Source organism: Methanomassiliicoccales archaeon (assembly GCA_029907465.1).
GTDB lineage: Archaea > Thermoplasmatota > Thermoplasmata > Methanomassiliicoccales > JACIVX01 > JACIVX01.
On record JARYLV010000002.1, the window covers coordinates 118,381 to 136,315 of the forward strand.

General features: G+C 49.6%; 19 protein-coding genes and 2 tRNA genes. 11 read left to right on the forward strand and 10 right to left on the reverse strand.

What is annotated here, in order from left to right; translation table 11 throughout:
• Positions 1 to 279 precede the first annotated feature (279 nt).
• The 3 genes from QHH00_01480 to QHH00_01490 all read left to right on the forward strand — a co-directional run bounded on the left by QHH00_01480 (position 280) and on the right by QHH00_01490 (position 2,199).
• Positions 280 to 882: a MarC family protein gene (locus QHH00_01480; GenBank protein MDH7508055.1), complete on the forward strand. Its 603-nt coding sequence runs from the start codon at positions 280 to 282 to the stop codon at positions 880 to 882.
• A gap of 169 nt (positions 883 to 1,051) precedes the next feature.
• Positions 1,052 to 1,702 (forward strand): class I SAM-dependent methyltransferase, encoded by a 651-nt coding sequence (locus QHH00_01485; protein MDH7508056.1) that lies wholly within the window; start codon positions 1,052 to 1,054, stop codon positions 1,700 to 1,702.
• A 218-nt stretch (positions 1,703 to 1,920) separates the two neighbouring features.
• The gene (locus tag QHH00_01490; protein MDH7508057.1) at positions 1,921 to 2,199 is read left to right on the forward strand and encodes a DUF3795 domain-containing protein; all 279 of its coding nucleotides are present in this window, start codon (positions 1,921 to 1,923) and stop codon (positions 2,197 to 2,199) included.
• Between the two features lie 143 nt (positions 2,200 to 2,342).
• Here the strand turns inward: QHH00_01490 and QHH00_01495 are convergent.
• Together QHH00_01495 and purB are read right to left on the reverse strand one after the other, a co-directional pair.
• Positions 2,343 to 2,435, reverse strand: a tRNA-Ala gene (locus tag QHH00_01495).
• A gap of 96 nt (positions 2,436 to 2,531) precedes the next feature.
• Complete coding sequence (purB, locus tag QHH00_01500) at positions 2,532 to 3,890, reverse strand: adenylosuccinate lyase (protein MDH7508058.1); 1,359 nt, start codon at positions 3,888 to 3,890, stop codon at positions 2,532 to 2,534.
• A gap of 280 nt (positions 3,891 to 4,170) precedes the next feature.
• Between purB and gvpD the strand changes: the two genes are divergently transcribed.
• The 8 genes from gvpD to yjjX all read left to right on the forward strand — a co-directional run bounded on the left by gvpD (position 4,171) and on the right by yjjX (position 11,317).
• Positions 4,171 to 5,772, forward strand: a complete 1,602-nt coding sequence (gvpD, locus tag QHH00_01505) for a gas vesicle protein GvpD (protein ID MDH7508059.1) — start codon at positions 4,171 to 4,173, stop codon at positions 5,770 to 5,772.
• Between the two features lie 96 nt (positions 5,773 to 5,868).
• The gene (locus QHH00_01510; protein ID MDH7508060.1) at positions 5,869 to 6,225 is read left to right on the forward strand and encodes a helix-turn-helix domain-containing protein; all 357 of its coding nucleotides are present in this window, start codon (positions 5,869 to 5,871) and stop codon (positions 6,223 to 6,225) included.
• Between the two features lie 147 nt (positions 6,226 to 6,372).
• Positions 6,373 to 6,696, forward strand: coding sequence for a hypothetical protein (locus QHH00_01515; protein MDH7508061.1), 324 nt, complete (start codon positions 6,373 to 6,375; stop codon positions 6,694 to 6,696).
• 326 nt (positions 6,697 to 7,022) lie between these two features.
• On the forward strand, positions 7,023 to 7,892 hold the full coding sequence (locus tag QHH00_01520) for a coiled-coil protein (GenBank protein MDH7508062.1): 870 nt from the start codon (positions 7,023 to 7,025) through the stop codon (positions 7,890 to 7,892).
• 287 nt (positions 7,893 to 8,179) lie between these two features.
• Entirely contained in the window at positions 8,180 to 9,520 is a 1,341-nt protein-coding gene (locus tag QHH00_01525; protein MDH7508063.1) for a signal recognition particle protein Srp54, read from the forward strand.
• Positions 9,517 to 10,107 (forward strand): tRNA (pseudouridine(54)-N(1))-methyltransferase TrmY, encoded by a 591-nt coding sequence (gene trmY, locus QHH00_01530; protein MDH7508064.1) that lies wholly within the window; start codon positions 9,517 to 9,519, stop codon positions 10,105 to 10,107. The genes QHH00_01525 and trmY overlap by 4 nt, the downstream gene beginning before the upstream one ends.
• Before the next feature lie 50 nt (positions 10,108 to 10,157).
• Positions 10,158 to 10,355, forward strand: a complete 198-nt coding sequence (locus QHH00_01535) for a DUF2116 family Zn-ribbon domain-containing protein (protein ID MDH7508065.1) — start codon at positions 10,158 to 10,160, stop codon at positions 10,353 to 10,355.
• Positions 10,352 to 11,317: an inosine/xanthosine triphosphatase gene (yjjX, locus tag QHH00_01540; GenBank protein ID MDH7508066.1), complete on the forward strand. Its 966-nt coding sequence runs from the start codon at positions 10,352 to 10,354 to the stop codon at positions 11,315 to 11,317. Before QHH00_01535 ends, yjjX begins: the two co-directional genes overlap by 4 nt.
• Here the strand turns inward: yjjX and QHH00_01545 are convergent.
• The 8 genes from QHH00_01545 to QHH00_01580 form a co-directional block, all read right to left on the reverse strand.
• Complete coding sequence (locus tag QHH00_01545; GenBank protein MDH7508067.1) at positions 11,302 to 11,538, reverse strand: hypothetical protein; 237 nt, start codon at positions 11,536 to 11,538, stop codon at positions 11,302 to 11,304. The genes yjjX and QHH00_01545 overlap by 16 nt on opposite strands.
• Positions 11,535 to 11,798: a hypothetical protein gene (locus QHH00_01550; GenBank protein ID MDH7508068.1), complete on the reverse strand. Its 264-nt coding sequence runs from the start codon at positions 11,796 to 11,798 to the stop codon at positions 11,535 to 11,537. The genes QHH00_01545 and QHH00_01550 overlap by 4 nt, the downstream gene beginning before the upstream one ends.
• Before the next feature lie 115 nt (positions 11,799 to 11,913).
• Complete coding sequence (locus QHH00_01555; GenBank protein MDH7508069.1) at positions 11,914 to 12,849, reverse strand: hypothetical protein; 936 nt, start codon at positions 12,847 to 12,849, stop codon at positions 11,914 to 11,916.
• Between the two features lie 263 nt (positions 12,850 to 13,112).
• Positions 13,113 to 13,199 (reverse strand) — tRNA-Ser (locus QHH00_01560).
• A gap of 55 nt (positions 13,200 to 13,254) precedes the next feature.
• On the reverse strand, positions 13,255 to 14,910 hold the full coding sequence (gene pheT, locus QHH00_01565) for a phenylalanine--tRNA ligase subunit beta (GenBank protein ID MDH7508070.1): 1,656 nt from the start codon (positions 14,908 to 14,910) through the stop codon (positions 13,255 to 13,257).
• A gap of 28 nt (positions 14,911 to 14,938) precedes the next feature.
• Entirely contained in the window at positions 14,939 to 16,267 is a 1,329-nt protein-coding gene (locus QHH00_01570) for a glycerate kinase (protein ID MDH7508071.1), read from the reverse strand.
• Between the two features lies 1 nt (position 16,268).
• Positions 16,269 to 17,249, reverse strand: coding sequence for a D-glycerate dehydrogenase (locus tag QHH00_01575; protein ID MDH7508072.1), 981 nt, complete (start codon positions 17,247 to 17,249; stop codon positions 16,269 to 16,271).
• A gap of 64 nt (positions 17,250 to 17,313) precedes the next feature.
• A partial coding sequence (locus QHH00_01580) for a 3-hydroxy-3-methylglutaryl-CoA reductase (protein ID MDH7508073.1) occupies positions 17,314 to 17,935 on the reverse strand: 622 nt, incomplete at its 5' end.

Sequence of the window (17,935 nt, forward strand, 5' to 3'; positions counted from 1 at the left end):
ATTCAATTAGTGAGATAACGCGCTCAATTATCTCAAATGAACCATATTATTTCCGAGAATGACACTTCAGCATTCCAGAGAAATAGACATGGGGGGCAAAATCCAAATGACTTTGGCAATCATGAGACCTCAGGAAGACCTCCTTGAGAGTTTGATGCACAAATTATAGAGGAAGAGGCCTTTTAACAAATCCTAATCAAATAGATCTCCTATCCAGCTGAGTAATAGTACAATGATGCTTCAAAATCCTTAAAATATGCTTTGCCTTATCTATGGCCAATGGAGTTATCAGATATCGTTTACGCTTCAACTCTTCTGTTCTTCATCTTCGATCCCTTCGCGAGCCTCCCGATATTCATCAGCCTGACGAAGAATTTCAGCGAGGAGGACAAGATCAGGAGTGCGAATAAAGCTGTACTCGTCGCCGGTATTCTTTTCGTCGTCTTTGTCCTTGTAGGAAGGGAACTTCTATCTTTTTTCGGTGTTACGACATCTGGCTTTAGGATCGCAGGCGGACTCGTATTGCTCCTCATGTCCCTTGAGATCATCTTTGGCGTCAACCTCACGCGGACGAGTGATCAAAACGTCGCGTGGGTTATTATTGCAACACCAATCCTCACTGGGCCAGGTGTGATCACGACAGCGATCATTCTGACGACAAACTACGGTTATTTTGTGCCGCTGATCGGCGGGCTCTTCGCACTTGCAATTACATGGATCCTGTTGCACAACGCTGTTATAATCACAAGGCTTGTTGGAAGTAACGTCATCGAAATTACATCGAAGATCATCGGACTCCTCATTGCTGCCATAGGCATCGAATATATCATGCGGGGGAGCTACGAGTTCATTCATGGTTTGATGTTATTGGGGATTCTCTGAAAAGGCCCCGAAACACAAATAATGGAGTAATGGTCAAGAGAGTTCCAACCTAATTCGACTTGTATATCCATACGGTATTTTTCCTCATTGTCTCCCATCAATGCGTGTTATTCTTTCGAAATTATCAATTGGATGACCGACGCTTACAAGCTTTGAGTGATAATTCGATATGCAAAGTGAACAATCACGTTATTGGGATGAATTCTATCGCAAAACAAAGAGGGCATGGAAAGGTCTGACTGAATTGCCAGTTCGATTAAGAGGAAATGAACGCATTCTCGAGCTCGGTTGTGGCGACGGCAAAACGCTCAGTGCGCTCGAATACTCTGGCAACTGCCTCGTCGGTGTGGACTTCTCCTCGGAAGCATTGAAGATCTGTCGAAAGAGGTTTCACATGAACGAAAGAACTGATTTTCTTCGAGCTGAAGCGTCTTTTCTCCCTTTCAGGAACAGGTCATTCGATGTTGTCATTGCATTCCACATATTCGAACATCTAAGAAGTAATGAGAGGTCAATTGTCATGTCTGAAGTAAAAAGGGTGCTGGTCCCAAATGGCATATTACTCCTTCGTGTCTTTTCTACAGAAGATATGAGGTTTGGCACTGGCGAAGGGCTCGACGACAGCACATTTGTCAAAGGGACAGGGGTCACCGTTCATTACTTCGATGAGGGCGAGATTCTGGAACTCCTTGAGGGGATGGAAATCAGAAAGATGTCAAAAGTGGAAAAAGAAAAAGCATATGGAGGGCGAAGGGTCAAGCGCTCTTACATTGAGGTAGTGGCAGAAAACCGAGCATCGGATGAATCACTTAACGGATAGGTATTAAAGATCGTCTTTCATGCGCCAAAGTATCCCGAGCCGTCCCGCCGGGATGATTCGTTCATTAGACGAAGAATCTTGTCTAGGGTGAGAAACGGCTCTGCCGTCGATCTTTTTTCCAGGACCTCCGCCTGGGTCTAAGGTTCCGTTGAGTCTTAAGGGAATCATTTTCAAGCAAACAAAAGCTTTTTGATCCGATCCATATAAATTAATTAATTATGAATATAATAATAGGGGTGTGTGGAAACGATTGCGAAAATTGCTCCCACTTTGGCAGCCTCTGCGATGGCTGCTCCAAAGAAATGAGTTCCTCATTCACAGGCATCTGCGAGGCGTATCGATGCGCGATGAACAGAGGAATTGCGCTTTGTGAAGAATGCATCGAATTCAACGACTGTACAACAGTTCTCGAAAGCAAAATACTTTGCCCCCTCATCATTGAAAAAATCACGCAACGGGACATTCACAGCATCAATATCCCAGATTCGGCACATTGAATGTCAATGATCCAAGCTTTTCTAAACTATGCAAATATCCATAAGTTACCTCATTTAAATGTATTGATGACAGGATGCTTTGTTACTTTGTCATCCTTTGATCGGACAAAAGCCTACCGGTCTGAAAAAAACATCCTAAGGAGTGGACCGAGTGGGATTTGAACCCACGGCCTCCGCCTTGCGAAGGCGGCGATCTTTAGCGGCGCTCTAACGCACATCCACTGATCTATCGGCCCAGGCACCGATAATGAGATTGGAGATTTAATCCTTTCCCCGTTGAGAAAATTGAATGGGGACGAAACAACCAGAGGCACTATCGGTCAATCCTTTTTTCAAATCGTCTTCCCCAATAGTTCCTCAGCCCTCTTGACCACTTCATCGACAATCTCAGGAGCCTTTCCGAGGTAATTCTCCGGTGCCATGACCCTGTCGAGATCCTCCTCACTCATGACCGACATGACTTCCTTGGATTTGAGGAGAACTTCCCTCAGATTCACGCCCTTTTCGTCAGCCTCCAAACTGCACTTTCTCACCAGTGCATGCGCCTCCTGACGTCCCATGCCCAGTCGGACAAGCTCGATCATCACAGCCTCAGCCATGATCAATCCGTTTCCCCTTTGGAGATTCTCACGCATCTTGTCCTCTCTCACGGACAGATTTGAGAATACGTCGATCGTCTTTGCCAGGATGTCGTCGGTGAGGACGAGGACGTGCGGTAAGATGAACCTCTCTGCGCTCGAGTTCGTCAGATCTCTCTCGTGCCAGAGAACCATGTTCTCAAGTGCAGGCATCACAAAAGACCTCACGATTCTTGCCAAACCGCAGATGTTTTCTGAAGTCACTGGGTTCTTCTTTTGCGCCATCGTCGAGCTGCCTACTTGTTTCTTGACATCGAATGCCTCGGAGACCTCTTGAATTTCAGAACGCTGCAGATTCCTCACTTCAGTCGCGTACCGCTCACATGAGGTGCAGATCTGAGCCATGAGGCAGACTAGCTCAGCATACCGGTCTCTGCAAACGACCTGGGTCGCCGCATCCTCAGCCACTAGACCGAGCTCTTCCATGACCTTTCGCTGGATCTCGAGGAACTTCGGACCGAGGGCGGCGCCTGTTCCAACCGCGCCAGACATCTTACCAACGCAAACCCTCTTTTTGATTTCTTCCAAACGCTCGCGGTGTCTCATCATTTCAGCCGCGTAGCCAGCGATCTTGAAGCCGAATGTCATAGGTACGGCGAACTGACCGTGAGTCCTTCCGACCATTACAGTCGTCCGATGTCTCTTTGCGAGCCTGGCAAAAACTTCGATAAGTTCGGTGATGTCGTGATTGATGATTTCGAGTGCCTCTTTGATCTGAATCGCGGTGGAGGTGTCAATAATATCATTCGACGTGGCACCGAGGTGAACATACTTCCCCGCCTCCCCGCATTTCTCGGCTAGTGCTTTGACCACTGCCATGATGTCATGTTTTGTCTCTTCCTCAATCTCCTTAACGCGATCCAAAGTCACAAATTCGAGCGTTGCCCTAGATGAAATTACCTCTGCGTCAGAATCTGGAATATTCCCAACAAAAGCATGTGCTCTGGCGAGGGCTGCTTCAACTAGCAATTGCGTTCTGAGCTTGTTCTCTTCGCTGAAAATCGCCTTTATCTTCGGGCGGCCGTAACGGTAGTCAAGAGGGCAGAGAAGCATTCAATCAATCCTCACTCTGAACGTTTCAATGATTTTATCATCCAGCAATACATCCTTAGATGAGTAGGCGATACCCAAATCCATCGGCGTAACGATCACCTACTGACATTGAATGATCACTATACAAATATTATCGTTCCGTCACTTATCAATTGATCAATGAAAATTATGCGACTTTCTAAATAATATCGTTGATATTGTTGATATTTAAGCCTAATTTGTCATCCTGAGTGCAAAAAACATTAAGAGTTTGCCTAAGAATATAGCTTTGGCGTTTGGTTTGAAAATAGAAACTCATGCTGGGAGGATTCCCAAGGAAATATTGGATTTTCTACGCAGTGCGGGCGGACATTCGCTGATCATAAAAGGTGAGGCGGGAACAGGAAAGACGACCCTTGCGCTTCAGATCGTCGAGGAGTTGATGGAAGAAGAAGCGAATTATTACCTCTCGTCGAGGGTCTCAGACGAGGCGCTCTACCGTCAGTTTCCCTGGTTAAAAGAGAAATCGAGGCGAGACAGCATTCTGAGAGCGAGCAAGGCTTTCCTGAAGAGGACGCGCCCCCCACACGCGAAAGAAGCTGAGAGCGTTCCGAAGGACGCGACACTCCGGGCAGCAATGGAACTGCTGAAAGTTCTTGCAAAATCCGAGACCGTGGCGACGGTCGTGCGATCAGAACTCCAAAAGCTCGAAGGGCAGATCGAATCTGGAGAACTCGGCGAGGAGGAGAGCGAACGGTACGGGGCGGAATTCGTCGACGGTTCTATCATTCTAGACCTAGGCGTCCTGTTGCCGGAGCTTGAACTCGCGTATGATCTCGCCGAGTCGAACCTCCCCAAGAAAACGCTTGTCGTCATCGACAGTATCGACGGTCTTTCTGAGAAATACGGTATCCTTTCAAATAGGATTATCAATACGCTACAAAAAGACCTGGTAGACCACTCTAGCACAAATATCATCTACGTGCTGGAAAGCGGGGGGAAAACAAATCTCGACTATCTGGGAGATGGTGTCGTCGTTCTCAGAAATGAAGAGCGGAGAGGGAGAAGGGTCAGACATCTCATCATCGAAAAAATGAGGGGGTCGCGTATCGAGAAATGGCGGTACCTGTTTACCCTCGCAGACGGACGAATGAAGACCTTTGAGCAGACCCAAGTCATGATCCCGGAAGTGATGAAGAGACATTCGCCAGTCGAGGACCCGAGCGACTCGACAGTATCGACGGGGATCGCAGATTTCGATCGTGTGATAGGCGGTTTGCCAAAGGGAGGACTGGTTTTCTTTGAATTTGGGCCTGATATCCCGCAGGAAGTAATCGAATGCATCGAACTGACAATTGTTGCCGATTTCATTTCAAAGAAGAGGGGCGTCGTATGGTATCCACTGCGCTCCCTGAATTATCCAACATTAGACGGACAGATCAACATGTTGGTCTCAAAGGACAAGATTTCAAAGTGCTTGAAGGTCCTCGATGCGAGTGGGATTGATGCGGGGTATCCCTTCGTGAGCATAATCGAAGGCAATGATGCTTCAAATGATCTCAGGTGGGACTCGCTGAGCTACTTGCTTTCAAATGCATCAAAACCGTTTATTTCGATTCTCGGCTATGATGCAATGGAATCACAGTATGGAAACGACGTTTTCAGAAATACGCATGCGTTTATTGACACTATGAGGCGCGAAGGCAACATCGTTCTCGCAGAGGCGACAGAGGTCTCAACATCTTTCGCCGCACTCGCGCATCGATCCCAACTTCACATTCAGATCGAGAGCATCGATGGGACAGTCATGTTCTGCGGTATCAAACCGTACACGCCATATTATGGCATCGAATTCGAGATAACCGAAGGGTTGCCAAGAGTCGAACTCATCCCGATGGTCTGAATACCCCCATCCCCTTTTTTACATCAATTGCGTTTAATATCACTGTTGATACTCAGGGAACAAATTCTTTAAGAGCGGCGAGAAATGGAAAATCGTATGGAAGCAGAGGTCCTTCACGAAGACTCCCTGATAAAACTCGTTGCTGATGAATACGCGGGCAAGATTATGCGCGCGACGTATGGCCGAGCCCTTTCCGTGCAACAGATCAGCAAGCAGTGTTCGATACCGATCGCAGTTGCATACAGGAGAGTTGGAATACTGGAAAAGGCAGGACTACTGCGTTGTGTTCACCAAGAAGAGGTTTTCCGCGGAAAGAAAGTCAAGTATTACCGGTGCGCTGTCAAAATGGTGAAAATCCTCTTCATTGACGGTCAGTTCGTGAGTGAAGTCGCCTGGCTTCCCAACGAAGAGCTATTCGGCCAGAATCCAATCGCAGAAGTGGCAAAAAATTAAAATCATCGCGTTGAGCTGCTCGTCGCAATTTTCCAGAGTAAAAAATTTATTTACCGTATCACATTTTAGTCATATCGCGGAGGAACTGATATCGATCTCCTGAAAACTTCTCAGCTGCTCACTGATGAGTATGCGGTCAAAATACTCGTGGCAACGACGAGAAAGCCGCGGTCTGCGCAGGAGATCTCCCAGAAATACGGAATTCCCATTGCTGCTTGTTATCGGAGGATCAGGGACCTCATGAGCGTCGGCCTCCTGGAATGCAAGGAGAGAAAGCTTTCACAACAGGGTAAGCGCATTTCTTATTATCTATCAACACTCAGGAATGCTTACCTATTCTTCGAAAATGGAAAGCTGCGGGTAAAGTTCCAATTGAAGACAGGCGACGCCGATCGCTTCGATGACCAATGGCACGATATCGAGTTCAAAATGGATGATGAGCAAGGAGATCTAGGGAAAGACAAGAGGTAGGCCGATGGATGCGATTTTCACAGGTGATCTATTCGGCTTACGCAATGATATTATATCTAAGTTTGACACCCCCATTCTCTCCGACTTTCAATCCGTGGAGACCCCGTCAACTTATGACGAGAGGTTGCCCCAGCACGGGTAGAGAAAATCCGCCCTCATGAGAAAAAGTTGATTCTATCAATTACTCTCACCCAGATTTCGAAAAAAATAGCAAAACAATATTGATTAGGGAGCTCCAGATATCTGTCCCGGCGAAAGGATTATAAACAAATGTCATTATGTCCATCCCATCTCACTTGTGTGCTTGATTAGTTGAGTGTGGCTTTATGACAGAACTCCTAGAGGAGCTCGAGAAAAAGCGGCAGATCGCGAACAACGAAGCGGAGCGACATCGACGCCTTCGTGATGAGCTAAACGAGAAGACGAAGGAGTGGGTTGAGAAGCGGGACCAGTTGAATGCAAAGGTAAGGGAGCTCGTCGAGGAGGCTTCGAAACATAAGGAAATGCGGGACACCCTAAACGCCCAGGTTAAGGAGGCGAAGGAGAACAGGGATCTCTGGAACAAGAAGGTCAGTGAACTCAATGAAAAGGTGATGAAACTCAAGAAAGAGAATCTGCCGAAAAATGGGCCTCCAATTTCGAGGCTTAAGAGGGATTTGAAGAATCTTGAGTTCAAACAGATGACATCAGTTCTCACCCCTGAAAAGGAAAGGGAACTGATCGAGATGATTTCACAGCTTCAGTTACAGATTAAAGAAAGGGAGAAGGCCCTCGAGCAGAATGCCGAGATCAAGAACGCGGTCAAAGAATTGAGAGAAGCGCGGGAAAAAGCAGAAATGTATCATAAGATGGTCGCTGAGTTAGCTGAAAAAGCACAGGCTGAACACGATAAGATGATCGAGCTTTACGAGCAGGCGGATAAACTCAGGAAAGAGGCAGACGAGGCGCAAGAGAAGTTCATCGAGACGAAGCTGAAGGCCGACGAAGAACACAGGAAGCATATCGAATGCATCAGACAGGTCCACGATTACGACAAGATCATCACTGGTCTGAAGCAGAAAGCGCGTAAAGCGAGGAAGAAGAGAGAGGAATCGAGTGCGCTAAAGGAGGCCGAGGAGATATTTGAGCGCTTCAAGAGGGGCGAGAAACTGAGCACAGAGGATATCATGGCGCTCCAGAAGTCGGGGTATCTATAGGATATGGGTGTATTGATACCTCACTCACCATTTTTATACAAGCGTCCGTATTTTATCAAAGAAAATTGAAGACTATAAATAGTAATCATCAAAAATCTTAAATAGTAATACGGACATAAAAGAGAACGGGAATACTGGGCTAGTTGTTAGAGTGCATCCCATCCCTTCTGACAAGGCTAGCCCTTCCCATCCCTTTTTTGTTTTGAAATAATTGAACTCACACCTATGGTCCCCCTCCAACAAAAATTAATAGAATCACGATATTCGATAACAGAAGGTGCGAATCAATGGTTTTGGAAGGACTCAGCCGTTCGCTCAGGGACGTACTGAAGAAAATTGCGAATTCAAGCAATGTTGATAGCGCGCTTGTCAAAGAAGTCACAAGAGATATCCAGCGCGCACTACTGCAGGCTGACGTGAACGTCAAACTCGTCCTTGATATTACAAAGGAAGTCGAACGACGCGCCTTGACGGAGAAACCCGCGGCCGGGATGAGTTCAAGGGAGCACGTGATCAAGATCATCTATGAGGAACTCGTCAAAATCCTCGGCGAAGGAAAAACGGTCCCCCTTACTGACCAGGTAATCATGATGGTCGGCCTTTACGGTCAGGGAAAAACTACGACGGCTGGAAAGCTTGGGAGGTATTTCCATAAGAAGGGGTTGAAGGTAGGGCTTATCGCAGCTGATGTCCACAGACCTGCGGCGTACGATCAGCTGAAACAAATTGGCGACAAACTCGGGATACCTGTATACGGAAACCCCAATGAAAAAGACGCCACGAAGATCGTCCGCGACGGTATGAAGCACTTTTCGGGCTTGAATGTCATCATCATTGATACGTCAGGGCGTCACGCGCTTGAGAATGATCTGATCGACGAGCTGAAGAAAGTCGCTGAAATTGCGAAGCCGACCGAGAAGATCCTCGTGCTCGATGCAGCAACGGGACAACAAGCCGGTCCCCAAGCGAAGGCATTTCACGACGCGGTCGGCGTCACGAGCGTCATTTTGACGAAGTTGGACGGGACGGCGAAGGGTGGCGGGGCGCTCAGTGCTGTGTCCCAGACAAACGCCCCGATCGTTTTCATCGGGACAGGGGAGCATCTTGAGGACCTGGAACCCTTTGACCCTGCGCGCTTCGTATCGAGACTATTAGGCATGGGCGATATCAAAGCACTGATCGAAAGGGCAAAGGAAACGATTACGGAGGAACAGGCACTTGAAACGACGAAGAAGATCATGAGCGGCCGTTTCACCCTCAAGGAGATGTATGAGCAGATCGAAATGCTCACGAACATGGGGCCCCTCAAGAAACTGATCTCGATGCTCCCCGGAATGCCAGGACTGTCTGACAAAGTCGATCTGGAGGAGTCACAACACCGCCTCTGGAAATATAAGGTGATCATGAACTCGATGACCGAAGAGGAAATGGAGAACCCAAGAATCATCAAGTCATCAAGGATTCTCAGGATCGCAAGGGGTTCTGGCGCCGACCCTAAGGATGTGAGGGAACTTTTGCGACAGTACAACAATTCAAAAAAGGCAGTCAAGGGATTCATGGGTAACCGCAAGTTGAGGAAGCAATTACTCAAACAGCTCCAGTCCGGTGGGCTTGAGGTGCAGGAATGAGACGTTTCGTCATCGTTGGCCATAAAGCGACGACCTCGGGATCATTCAAGCTCGACGACCTTGCTGGGAGCACGGGTCGGCTTGATATCCTCTTGCGGTGCATTAATTCCGCTTTCTTCCTCTCGCATGATATCAGGAGAGATGCGGAGGTTTACCTGATCTTGCTCGGGCCACCGAACCCGCCTAAGACGCTGAGGTTTGTTGGCGCCGAGCTCAAGTATCTCAATCCCGACGAGAGGAGCACAGGTGCCCTCGTCAGGAATGCACTCATGCAGAAAGTCATAACAGAAGAGCGGTGTTCGCCAGGGATCTACGCGTCGAACCGATCTTACAGCGATGTCCTAACCATCATTTCGAAAGACAGCCAGTTGGTCTATCTGAAAGAAGACGGGGCCGACATACGGGAATCTGAACTCCCTCATGATGTGAGTTTCGTGCTCGGCGACGACCAGGACCTTACCCGTGAGGAGGAAGAGCTGCTCATGAACTATTCCCCCATGAAGATCAGCCTCGGTCCTATCAGCTACCATGCCGACCACTGCATCACAATCGTCAATAACGAACTCGACAGGCGCCTTTTCCGATGAATCAATCTATCGGTTAACCTTTTAACTGCAGACGCAATACTCGTTTTTTAATGGTCGAGCGGATCCCGCAACACAAACACTGCCGCCAGTGCGGCAAGGCGTTCATAGGCAGCTCAGAATATTGTTCAACTGAATGTACAAAGGCAGGAGAGGAGATCCTCAAGAGGAGAAAAAAGCAGCTCATTATTCTCTATGTCGTGACACTTATAATACTCACAGTTGCTGTCCTTGTTATGGCGGTTCGATGAAGGTCGCTGTTGCGGGCACATTTAATGTTCTTCACAGGGGGCACAGGTTCCTACTCGATACAGCCTTCAGCATCGGCGATCATATTGTTGTTGGTATCACTTCAGATACATTCGCGAGGCGGAGTCGAGAAGGTGTATTCCCTCTTGAAAAGAGGATCGCACGCCTCAGACAATACCTTTCGACGAAGAACAAGAATTGGGAAATCGAAATCCTCGACGACCCTTACGGGAGCGCGATCACTGACCCTGATATCCGTGTCCTCGTCGCCTCCGAAAGAACGATAGAAATGGGAAAGAGGATTAGCGAGATCAGAGAGTCAAAGGGGATGCCCGCGCTCGTGTTGCACGCAATTCCACTTATTTTAGCAGAAGATTGCGTGCCGATCAGCTCGACACGTGTCCTCAGAGGAGAGATTAATGAAGAGGGTAAGATGCTCCGTCCGTTGGTTGTGAAGGTGGGCTCAGATAACCCAGTCAAGATCAGGGCCGTTCGAAATGTGATGAAGAGGATTTACAGGAATGTCATCATCAGCGCCTCAAAAGTCGAGAACCATGTCGGGGAACAGCCATGGGGAGAAGATACACTGAAGGGGGCGATCGAGAGGGCAAAACACGCGATCGGGGACGCTGACTTCGGTGTTGGCATCGAAGCGGGTATCTTTGAATTGGGAGATGGACTTTACGATGTCCAGTATTGCGCCGTTATCGACAAGACCGGAAGGATTACAATTGGGCATGGCTCTGGGTTTAAACTCCCGCAATGCATTGAAGACGACCTCCGAAGTGGGAAGACTGTGGGAAGAATTTTTGAGGAGATGAGTGGGACAAAGAGTATTGGCAGAAAGTGGGGTGCGATACATTTCCTAACAAAGGGATTGATAACACGGCAGAAGCTCACAGAGCAATGTGTTCTAGCGGCGATGGTCCCCCGCATCAGGTATGATCTCTATTTCGAACGCTGAGCGCTTTCTCTTCTCTTTCGGAGGAATGAGAAATAATCGTCGAGCGTCCCGCAGTTGTTGGGGCCGATACATTCGAAGCGCCGGAACTTCCTACAATAAAAGTCGAATTCATTGAATTCACATGTCGTGCTCCGATCTGCTCTGCATTTCTCCTTTATACACCTGAACCCAGCATAGAGACCAGTGCAGTTGCCGTTCTCATCGAGGTACTTGCATTTCATTTAACCCCTCCGGTACTCTGCTTATATCTGGCGAAATGAGCCATATAAGACTCAGCGGTCGAGCAGTTTTCAAGACCAGCACAGTAGAAACGCTGGTATTTTGCGCAGTAAAGGCCATGCCAGTTCTCAAAAGTACAGTCGTTTTTCTTTGCCGTCGGGGCGCAAGAAAACCTGAGCGTACATCTCTCCTCGCCGACGCATTCCCTTCCCTTAACCAGCGCATTAGCGCATAAAGTCCCGCGGTATCGGTACTTGCACAATTGACCCCCATCCCTTCTGAATTCTGAGAAAAGAATAGTCGAAGGATAATTTAAATATAGCGAAATACCCAACGCACTGTCTTTATCTGAGCCGAAGAATCCTAATCCAATTCCATCACATTTTGTTCAATGATTGTCGATTCTTCCGATAGAATCGTCTCTCTTTCACAGGGTAAATGACCTTGGTGAGCGCGACAAACCAGATGACTTCCATCGCGAGGCAAACGGTGGCTGGAATTGCAGCGACATTGCCGACGAGGACAGACGCGAGTGCAGCTGCCATTCCTGTGTTCTTGTAAGTTGAGAACAGCACGATAGGTATCCTCTTCTTCTTTTCAACACGAAGACGCCTCGCGATGAGCTCAACGGCTCCGCCGACGAGGAAGGTTCTCGCGGCAGCGACAAGGAGCAGTGCAGATATGAGGATGGGATCTCCGAAAAATGCGTTCCTGTTAGACCCTGTAATAGCAAAGAACATGATGGCGAATGCGATGTTGATCAGGATCGTGCGCGTCTGTCCAGACATCGGCACCTTGACGAGCGCTCTCGAAGCGGCAAGCGGTATGAAAATGAGGACTATGACATACCAGAGGAGTGTCAATTGATCGACAGGGGTCCCGAGGAATATCAACGTCATGAGTGGCGTGATCGCGAGGGAGAGAACGTAAATCACCGCTGATGCGACAAGGGAAAACTGCAGGTCACCCTTCAGAAGATAAGTGAACGGTATGACCGCGATTGCTGACGGGACGGAAGCAACAATCACCCACCCTATCCTTATTTGAGCATCGCCAAACAAGGAGCCGAGGGATATTGTGACTACAGAGGAAACGCCAAAACAGGCGACCAATGATACAATCACTGATCTAGTGTGTTCCCTTAAGCGCATGCCCCGGATCTTTAAGCCACCGAGTGACAGGGACATGACGATGACGAGACAGGCCATCGCGATATCGGCATTATGCGCTGGAAAGCCGCCTATCGCGAAGCCGAATATGAAGGCAAATAGCATCATCAGCGCGTTGTTTTGAAGGATATCCCGTATGGCCATATTGGGGGGCGCCTAAATGAAAAGGGTGATTAATACCTTTGCATCGGCCTCTCCCGGGATTTGATCAGATCGGGGGATATGACATCTAACGGATCGGAGAGCAGAAGAAATGATCGATCCAGTTCGTTCACCTCAAAAAAACCACGACTCGGTCAGCCCGCGGGTCAAATGAATCAAGGGCCAACCGAATTCGACTAATACCGAAGGAATTGCCATCCACCGTATCTTATGTCTCAGAAGACGGGGCTAAATGAGTATGGAAGCGCCGAGGGGGAGATTCGAACTCCCGTGGTGCAGAGCACCACCGGCTCTCAAGGCCGGCGCTGTGATCCGGGCTTAGCTACCTCGGCAACGATGACAGCTTCCTTCATCGACTCCGCCATATTAGATTTTCCGATCGTGGGCCTAAATAACTCTCTCGAGTCTCCCAGCCAACAACGCTTCAACATCGAACTCCATGGCAACTGCAGGGTAGGTGAGTGTGAAATTCGTCAGGACCTCAGGATGGATCTCCCCAAAGTGGCCTATCGCCTCATCGCCTTTCAATACATAGGCCTGCCTACCATCGACGTACATGCCGAGATCGGAAGGTTTCAATGTAAATTCAACTTGGCAATCCCGCAGCACGCTCTCAACGACCGACTTCATCTCGGTGAAACCGGCCTTCGCGTGTAGCGAGACTGCGGCCATATGCTTCCTCCGCTTTGTCTTGACAACGACGTCACCGACCTCGAAGACCTTTTGCGGGAGGTCACGGTGCTTACTCTTTCTCAGCAGAGACAACAGGCTCGGTATGAGATGGGTCCTCAGGCAGGTGTGGTCCTCGCTGATCGGGTTGAGTATGTCAACAGTCTCTATCGCTTCGATCCTCATCTTTTCAAACTGCTCCCTCGGGTTTGAGAGCGTGAGTGTCGTGACCTCGAGGTATCCATGACCTATCATGATATCCCTGAGGAGGGAGCTCGCCTTTTCAACCGGCCGCTCACTGCCGATCGTTTGGTAGCGGGGGAGGATTCCCCCAAACGATTCGTATCCGTAACCGATCGCGACGTCCTCAATAAGATCAACTGGATGGAGTATATCCATCCTTGTAGCAGGGATGAGAGCTTCAATGGTGTTGCCCTCACAGCGGCAACCATACCCCATTTTTTCCAGGCATTCCGCGATCGCTCTTCCGTCAAGATCGAGGCCAAGGTGCTTCTTACAATCTTCGACACGCAAAGTCATCTTCCTAGGTTCAAGGTCTGGCGTGACGATCCGGTCTTCACCCTCGACGACGATCGTCTCAATACTCGCCCCCCTCTCCGCCAACGCCGTTGCAACGATGTTCAGAGTCCCCGATATCGCATGGAAGTCGGTACCGGTCACATCGATAAAGATGTTCTCCGTCTCCTCAGTCACAACAGTTAATTGTCCGTTGATGATTGGGGGAAAGGAGAGGACCTCACCCCGCCTGTCGACAATGACGGGATACTTTTCCTTTCCTTCGAGTATGTAACGGTATTCGATCCCCTTCTCATGTTTCTCGAGAATCTCCTGGAGGTTCATCATTTCATTCTTTCCCAGAGGAACAAAGGAGATCTCGTCGGGTCGCACCGCTTTGTATGTGAACGGAGGTTCTACCCTGTCCAGATCATGAATCCCAATCGAGACCTTCGCCCTCTTCCTGCCAACAGTCAGATGGATTTTTTCTTGGAGCCCCATGAGGGACCGGATGAGCTCATCGGACATTTTCACGTTCCTTACGACACCGCCGACGAAGAACGGCCTCACTTGCTCCGTACTCTTATCATGCTTCATCACGATCTCTGATCGGCGAACTTCGTATCTCTTGAGACCGGGTTCGAGACCAAGAAAAGACCTCAGAGCCCTCGCTATACCCTCAACGCTGTACAAATCTGGCCTGTTCGGAAAAAACTCCATCATGATCTCTTTGGTCTCAGGATCATAACCATGGAAATCCGCACCCATCATCGGCAGTTTCTCTATAACCGTGTCGAGCGGGATTTCGCGACCGATGAGCCTGATGAGGTCGTCGTATCTGAAATTGATAACTGGCATCGCGGGGATGCCATAGAGATGACATTATTTATTCTTTTCTTGAGACTGCCAGGAGGACGATGTCGCCGACATTAGTGCCTGTTGGCCCAGTGAAAATGAGGCCGCCGTACTTCTTGAAATACGAATAGGAATCGTTATTCGCGAGGTACTCAACTGCCTCCTCCGCAAAAACATGGGAGTCGGCGATTGCACCACCAGCATCGCTGTTCCCATCGATGCCGTCTGTCCCGTAGGACAATATTGTGATGCCCTCCTCTAGCTCGAGTAGCGCGCTGAGGACGAGTTCGCAGTTCCTCCCGCCCATCCCCTTCCCCCTAACGGTCACCGTCGTCTCGCCGCCTGCGATGATCATTTTCTTGGTCCCCCGGGACTCAGTGGTACGGAGGATCTCTTTTCCGAGGCGTGCAAATGCCCTGCCAACGTCCCTCGCTTCCCCCCTCATTGATGATGTCAGGACAAGCGCCTCATAACCATGTTCTTTCGCTCTTTGTAGAGCGGCTTCGAGAGCTATCCTGTTGCTCGCGACGATGACGTTCTTCACTTTCTTAAAGATGGGGTCGCCTGGCTTCGGGTTTTCTTCGCCACCGCGTTCAAGTCTCTCCCTGACCGATTGCGGGACTTTACCGAGAAGACCGTATTTTCGGAGGACCTGAAGTGCATCGCTGAAGGTCGTCGGGTCCGGGGCCGTTGGTCCTGATGCGATGCTTTCCAGCGGGTCGTTGATGACGTCTGAAATGATAAGACTCAGGACGGTGGCTGGAAACGCGGCCCTGGCAAGGTTACCGCCTTTGAGGCAAGAGAGGTGACGGCGGACGGTGTTGAGCTCCTCGATTGTCGCACCTGCGAGCATGAGCATCTCTGCCGTGATTTTTTTCTCTTCCAGCGTGATGCCTTCTGCGGGACAGGGCATCATCGCAGACCCACCACCAGAGATCAGGCATATGACGAGATCTCTTTCACCGGCCCCTTCACAGATCTGCTTGATCTTCAACGCCCCCTCCAGCCCCTCGGCCCCAGGGTGGGGATGCGTGGCCTTATGAAGAACAATCTTTCCAACGCGTCCTTCAACAATCGTGTTGACGATTCCCGCTGTAATCTTCTCACCGATCAAATCATTGATCGCCTCCGCCATCCTCGCAGAGGCTTTGCCAGCACCTACGACAAAAATCCTGTCAAACGATCCGAGGTCTAATCTCTCATTCCCGATGCGCACCTTATTACCATCGACTTGGAGTGCCCCCTTGACACAGCCATAGGGATCGATTGCATCGATCGCTGCATCGAGGATGTCGAGCATTTCGGCCCTGATCTTTTTGTCCCCGGAAGCGATGAGTTCCTCCCTATTTTTGACTATCAAATCAATCCTTCCACGCGCTCGCATTGACGAGATTCGGCGGTCTCTTTCCCCTCAGCCCTGCGAGTAAATTTTCGGCGGCCATCACCGCCATCCTGTTGCGCGATTCGTACGTCGCACTACCTGTATGCGGCGTCAAGACGACATTCTCAAGTGCAAAGAGCTCGGGGTTGATGTGCGGTTCATTTTCAAAAACGTCGAGACCAGCATAGGCAATTCGTTTTTCTTTCAGAGCGGAAATAAGCGCCTTCTCATCGACAACCTCACCCCTCGCCACATTGATGAGAATCGCGTTTTTCTTCATCAGCCCTATCTCCTTCTCCCCGATCAAATGGAATGTTTCTTGCGTCAAAGGTACGTGGATTGTCACGAAATCAGATTCCCTCAGTAATGTCTCGAGTGGCACATAGACCGCACCAACTTCCCTTTCGCCATCGATATTGCGCTTCCTATTGTGATAAAGAATCCTCATGCCGAACCCCTTGGCCCGACGCGCGACCGCCGTCCCAATGTCGCCGAGTCCGATGATGCCAATGGTTTTTCCATAGACTTCGTGGCCGAGCATGAGCATCGGACCCCATCCAACAAACCTTCCCTCCCTTACAAACCGATCCGATTCAGGAATCCTCCTTGCACACGCCATGATGAGCGCCCATGTTAAATCCGCTGTCGCATCAGTTAAGACGCCTGGCGTGTTCGTGACGAGAATCCCCCTTCTTGTAGCTTCTTCAACATCGATGTTGTTGTACCCGACCGCGTAATTCGATATGATCCTGAGCTGAGCGCCCGCGGCCTCCATGACTTCGCGATCGATACGGTCGCTTAAGAGGCAGAGGAGACCATGCTTCCCCTTGATCCTGCGGATCAGCTCGTCCCTTGGAATCGGTATATCACCTTCATAGATATCCAGATTGACTTCATTGCGGAGAATATCAAGACCTGCGTCTGGAATTTTCCTAGTAATCAAGACATCTAATTCCTTCATCGTAACTGAATATTACAAGCTCTTTATTTCAATTATCGCCGCTCAGACCCATTTCAATGAGACTCTACCTCCCGAGCGCTTTGTGAGCACTCGCGAGTTCACCTGCCGCTTCGGCTGCCAGTGTCGACAGTTCCCCCGCGAGGACTGTCGCCGCCACCACCTCAGCGAACTTCTTCGCTTTGTTCTCGCCCAAACATCCCATCATCGCGAGCGCTTCCTGCTGACACGGCAACCTCGTCCCGCCCCCAACGGTACCAACTTCGAGCGACGGCAGTCTGACTGATATGTACAAAGAGTTGTCAACGACCTCGCAGGTCGTCATGCCCATACTCCCCTCGACGACCTGAGCTGGATCCTGCCCTGTCGCGATGAAAATCGCCGCAAGGATGTTCGCGATGTGAGCATTGAACCCATATGCGAGTGCGAGGCCACTCCCAACCTGGTTTTTCCTGAAAGAGGCTTCGGCAATTGACTCTGGTGTAGTATGCAATTTAGAATCAACAATTTCCCTAGGAATTGTCGCATCGACGTGAACGGTCTTCCCCCTACCTAGGATGAAGTTGATCGCAGCTGGCTTCTTATCTGTGCACATGTTCCCAGATATAGAGACGAGGATAGCCCCTGTCTCCTTTTCGATGTACTTCGCCGCCGCTTCCGTCGCGATCGTCGCCATGTTCATCCCCATC

Coding starts and splice junctions, on each gene's coding strand:
- QHH00_01485 (MDH7508056.1), top strand. CDS start 1,052: ATGCAAAGTGAACAATCACGTTATTGGGATGAATTCTATCGCAAAACA.
- QHH00_01490 (MDH7508057.1), top strand. CDS start 1,921: ATGAATATAATAATAGGGGTGTGTGGAAACGATTGCGAAAATTGCTCC.
- QHH00_01480 (MDH7508055.1), top strand. CDS start 280: ATGGAGTTATCAGATATCGTTTACGCTTCAACTCTTCTGTTCTTCATC.
- QHH00_01510 (MDH7508060.1), top strand. CDS start 5,869: ATGGAAGCAGAGGTCCTTCACGAAGACTCCCTGATAAAACTCGTTGCT.
- trmY (MDH7508064.1), top strand. CDS start 9,517: ATGAGACGTTTCGTCATCGTTGGCCATAAAGCGACGACCTCGGGATCA.
- QHH00_01520 (MDH7508062.1), top strand. CDS start 7,023: ATGACAGAACTCCTAGAGGAGCTCGAGAAAAAGCGGCAGATCGCGAAC.
- QHH00_01525 (MDH7508063.1), top strand. CDS start 8,180: ATGGTTTTGGAAGGACTCAGCCGTTCGCTCAGGGACGTACTGAAGAAA.
- QHH00_01555 (MDH7508069.1), bottom strand. CDS start 12,849: ATGGCCATACGGGATATCCTTCAAAACAACGCGCTGATGATGCTATTT.
- pheT (MDH7508070.1), bottom strand. CDS start 14,910: ATGCCAGTTATCAATTTCAGATACGACGACCTCATCAGGCTCATCGGT.
- purB (MDH7508058.1), bottom strand. CDS start 3,890: ATGCTTCTCTGCCCTCTTGACTACCGTTACGGCCGCCCGAAGATAAAG.
- QHH00_01575 (MDH7508072.1), bottom strand. CDS start 17,249: ATGAAGGAATTAGATGTCTTGATTACTAGGAAAATTCCAGACGCAGGT.
- yjjX (MDH7508066.1), top strand. CDS start 10,352: ATGAAGGTCGCTGTTGCGGGCACATTTAATGTTCTTCACAGGGGGCAC.
- QHH00_01535 (MDH7508065.1), top strand. CDS start 10,158: ATGGTCGAGCGGATCCCGCAACACAAACACTGCCGCCAGTGCGGCAAG.
- QHH00_01545 (MDH7508067.1), bottom strand. CDS start 11,538: ATGAAATGCAAGTACCTCGATGAGAACGGCAACTGCACTGGTCTCTAT.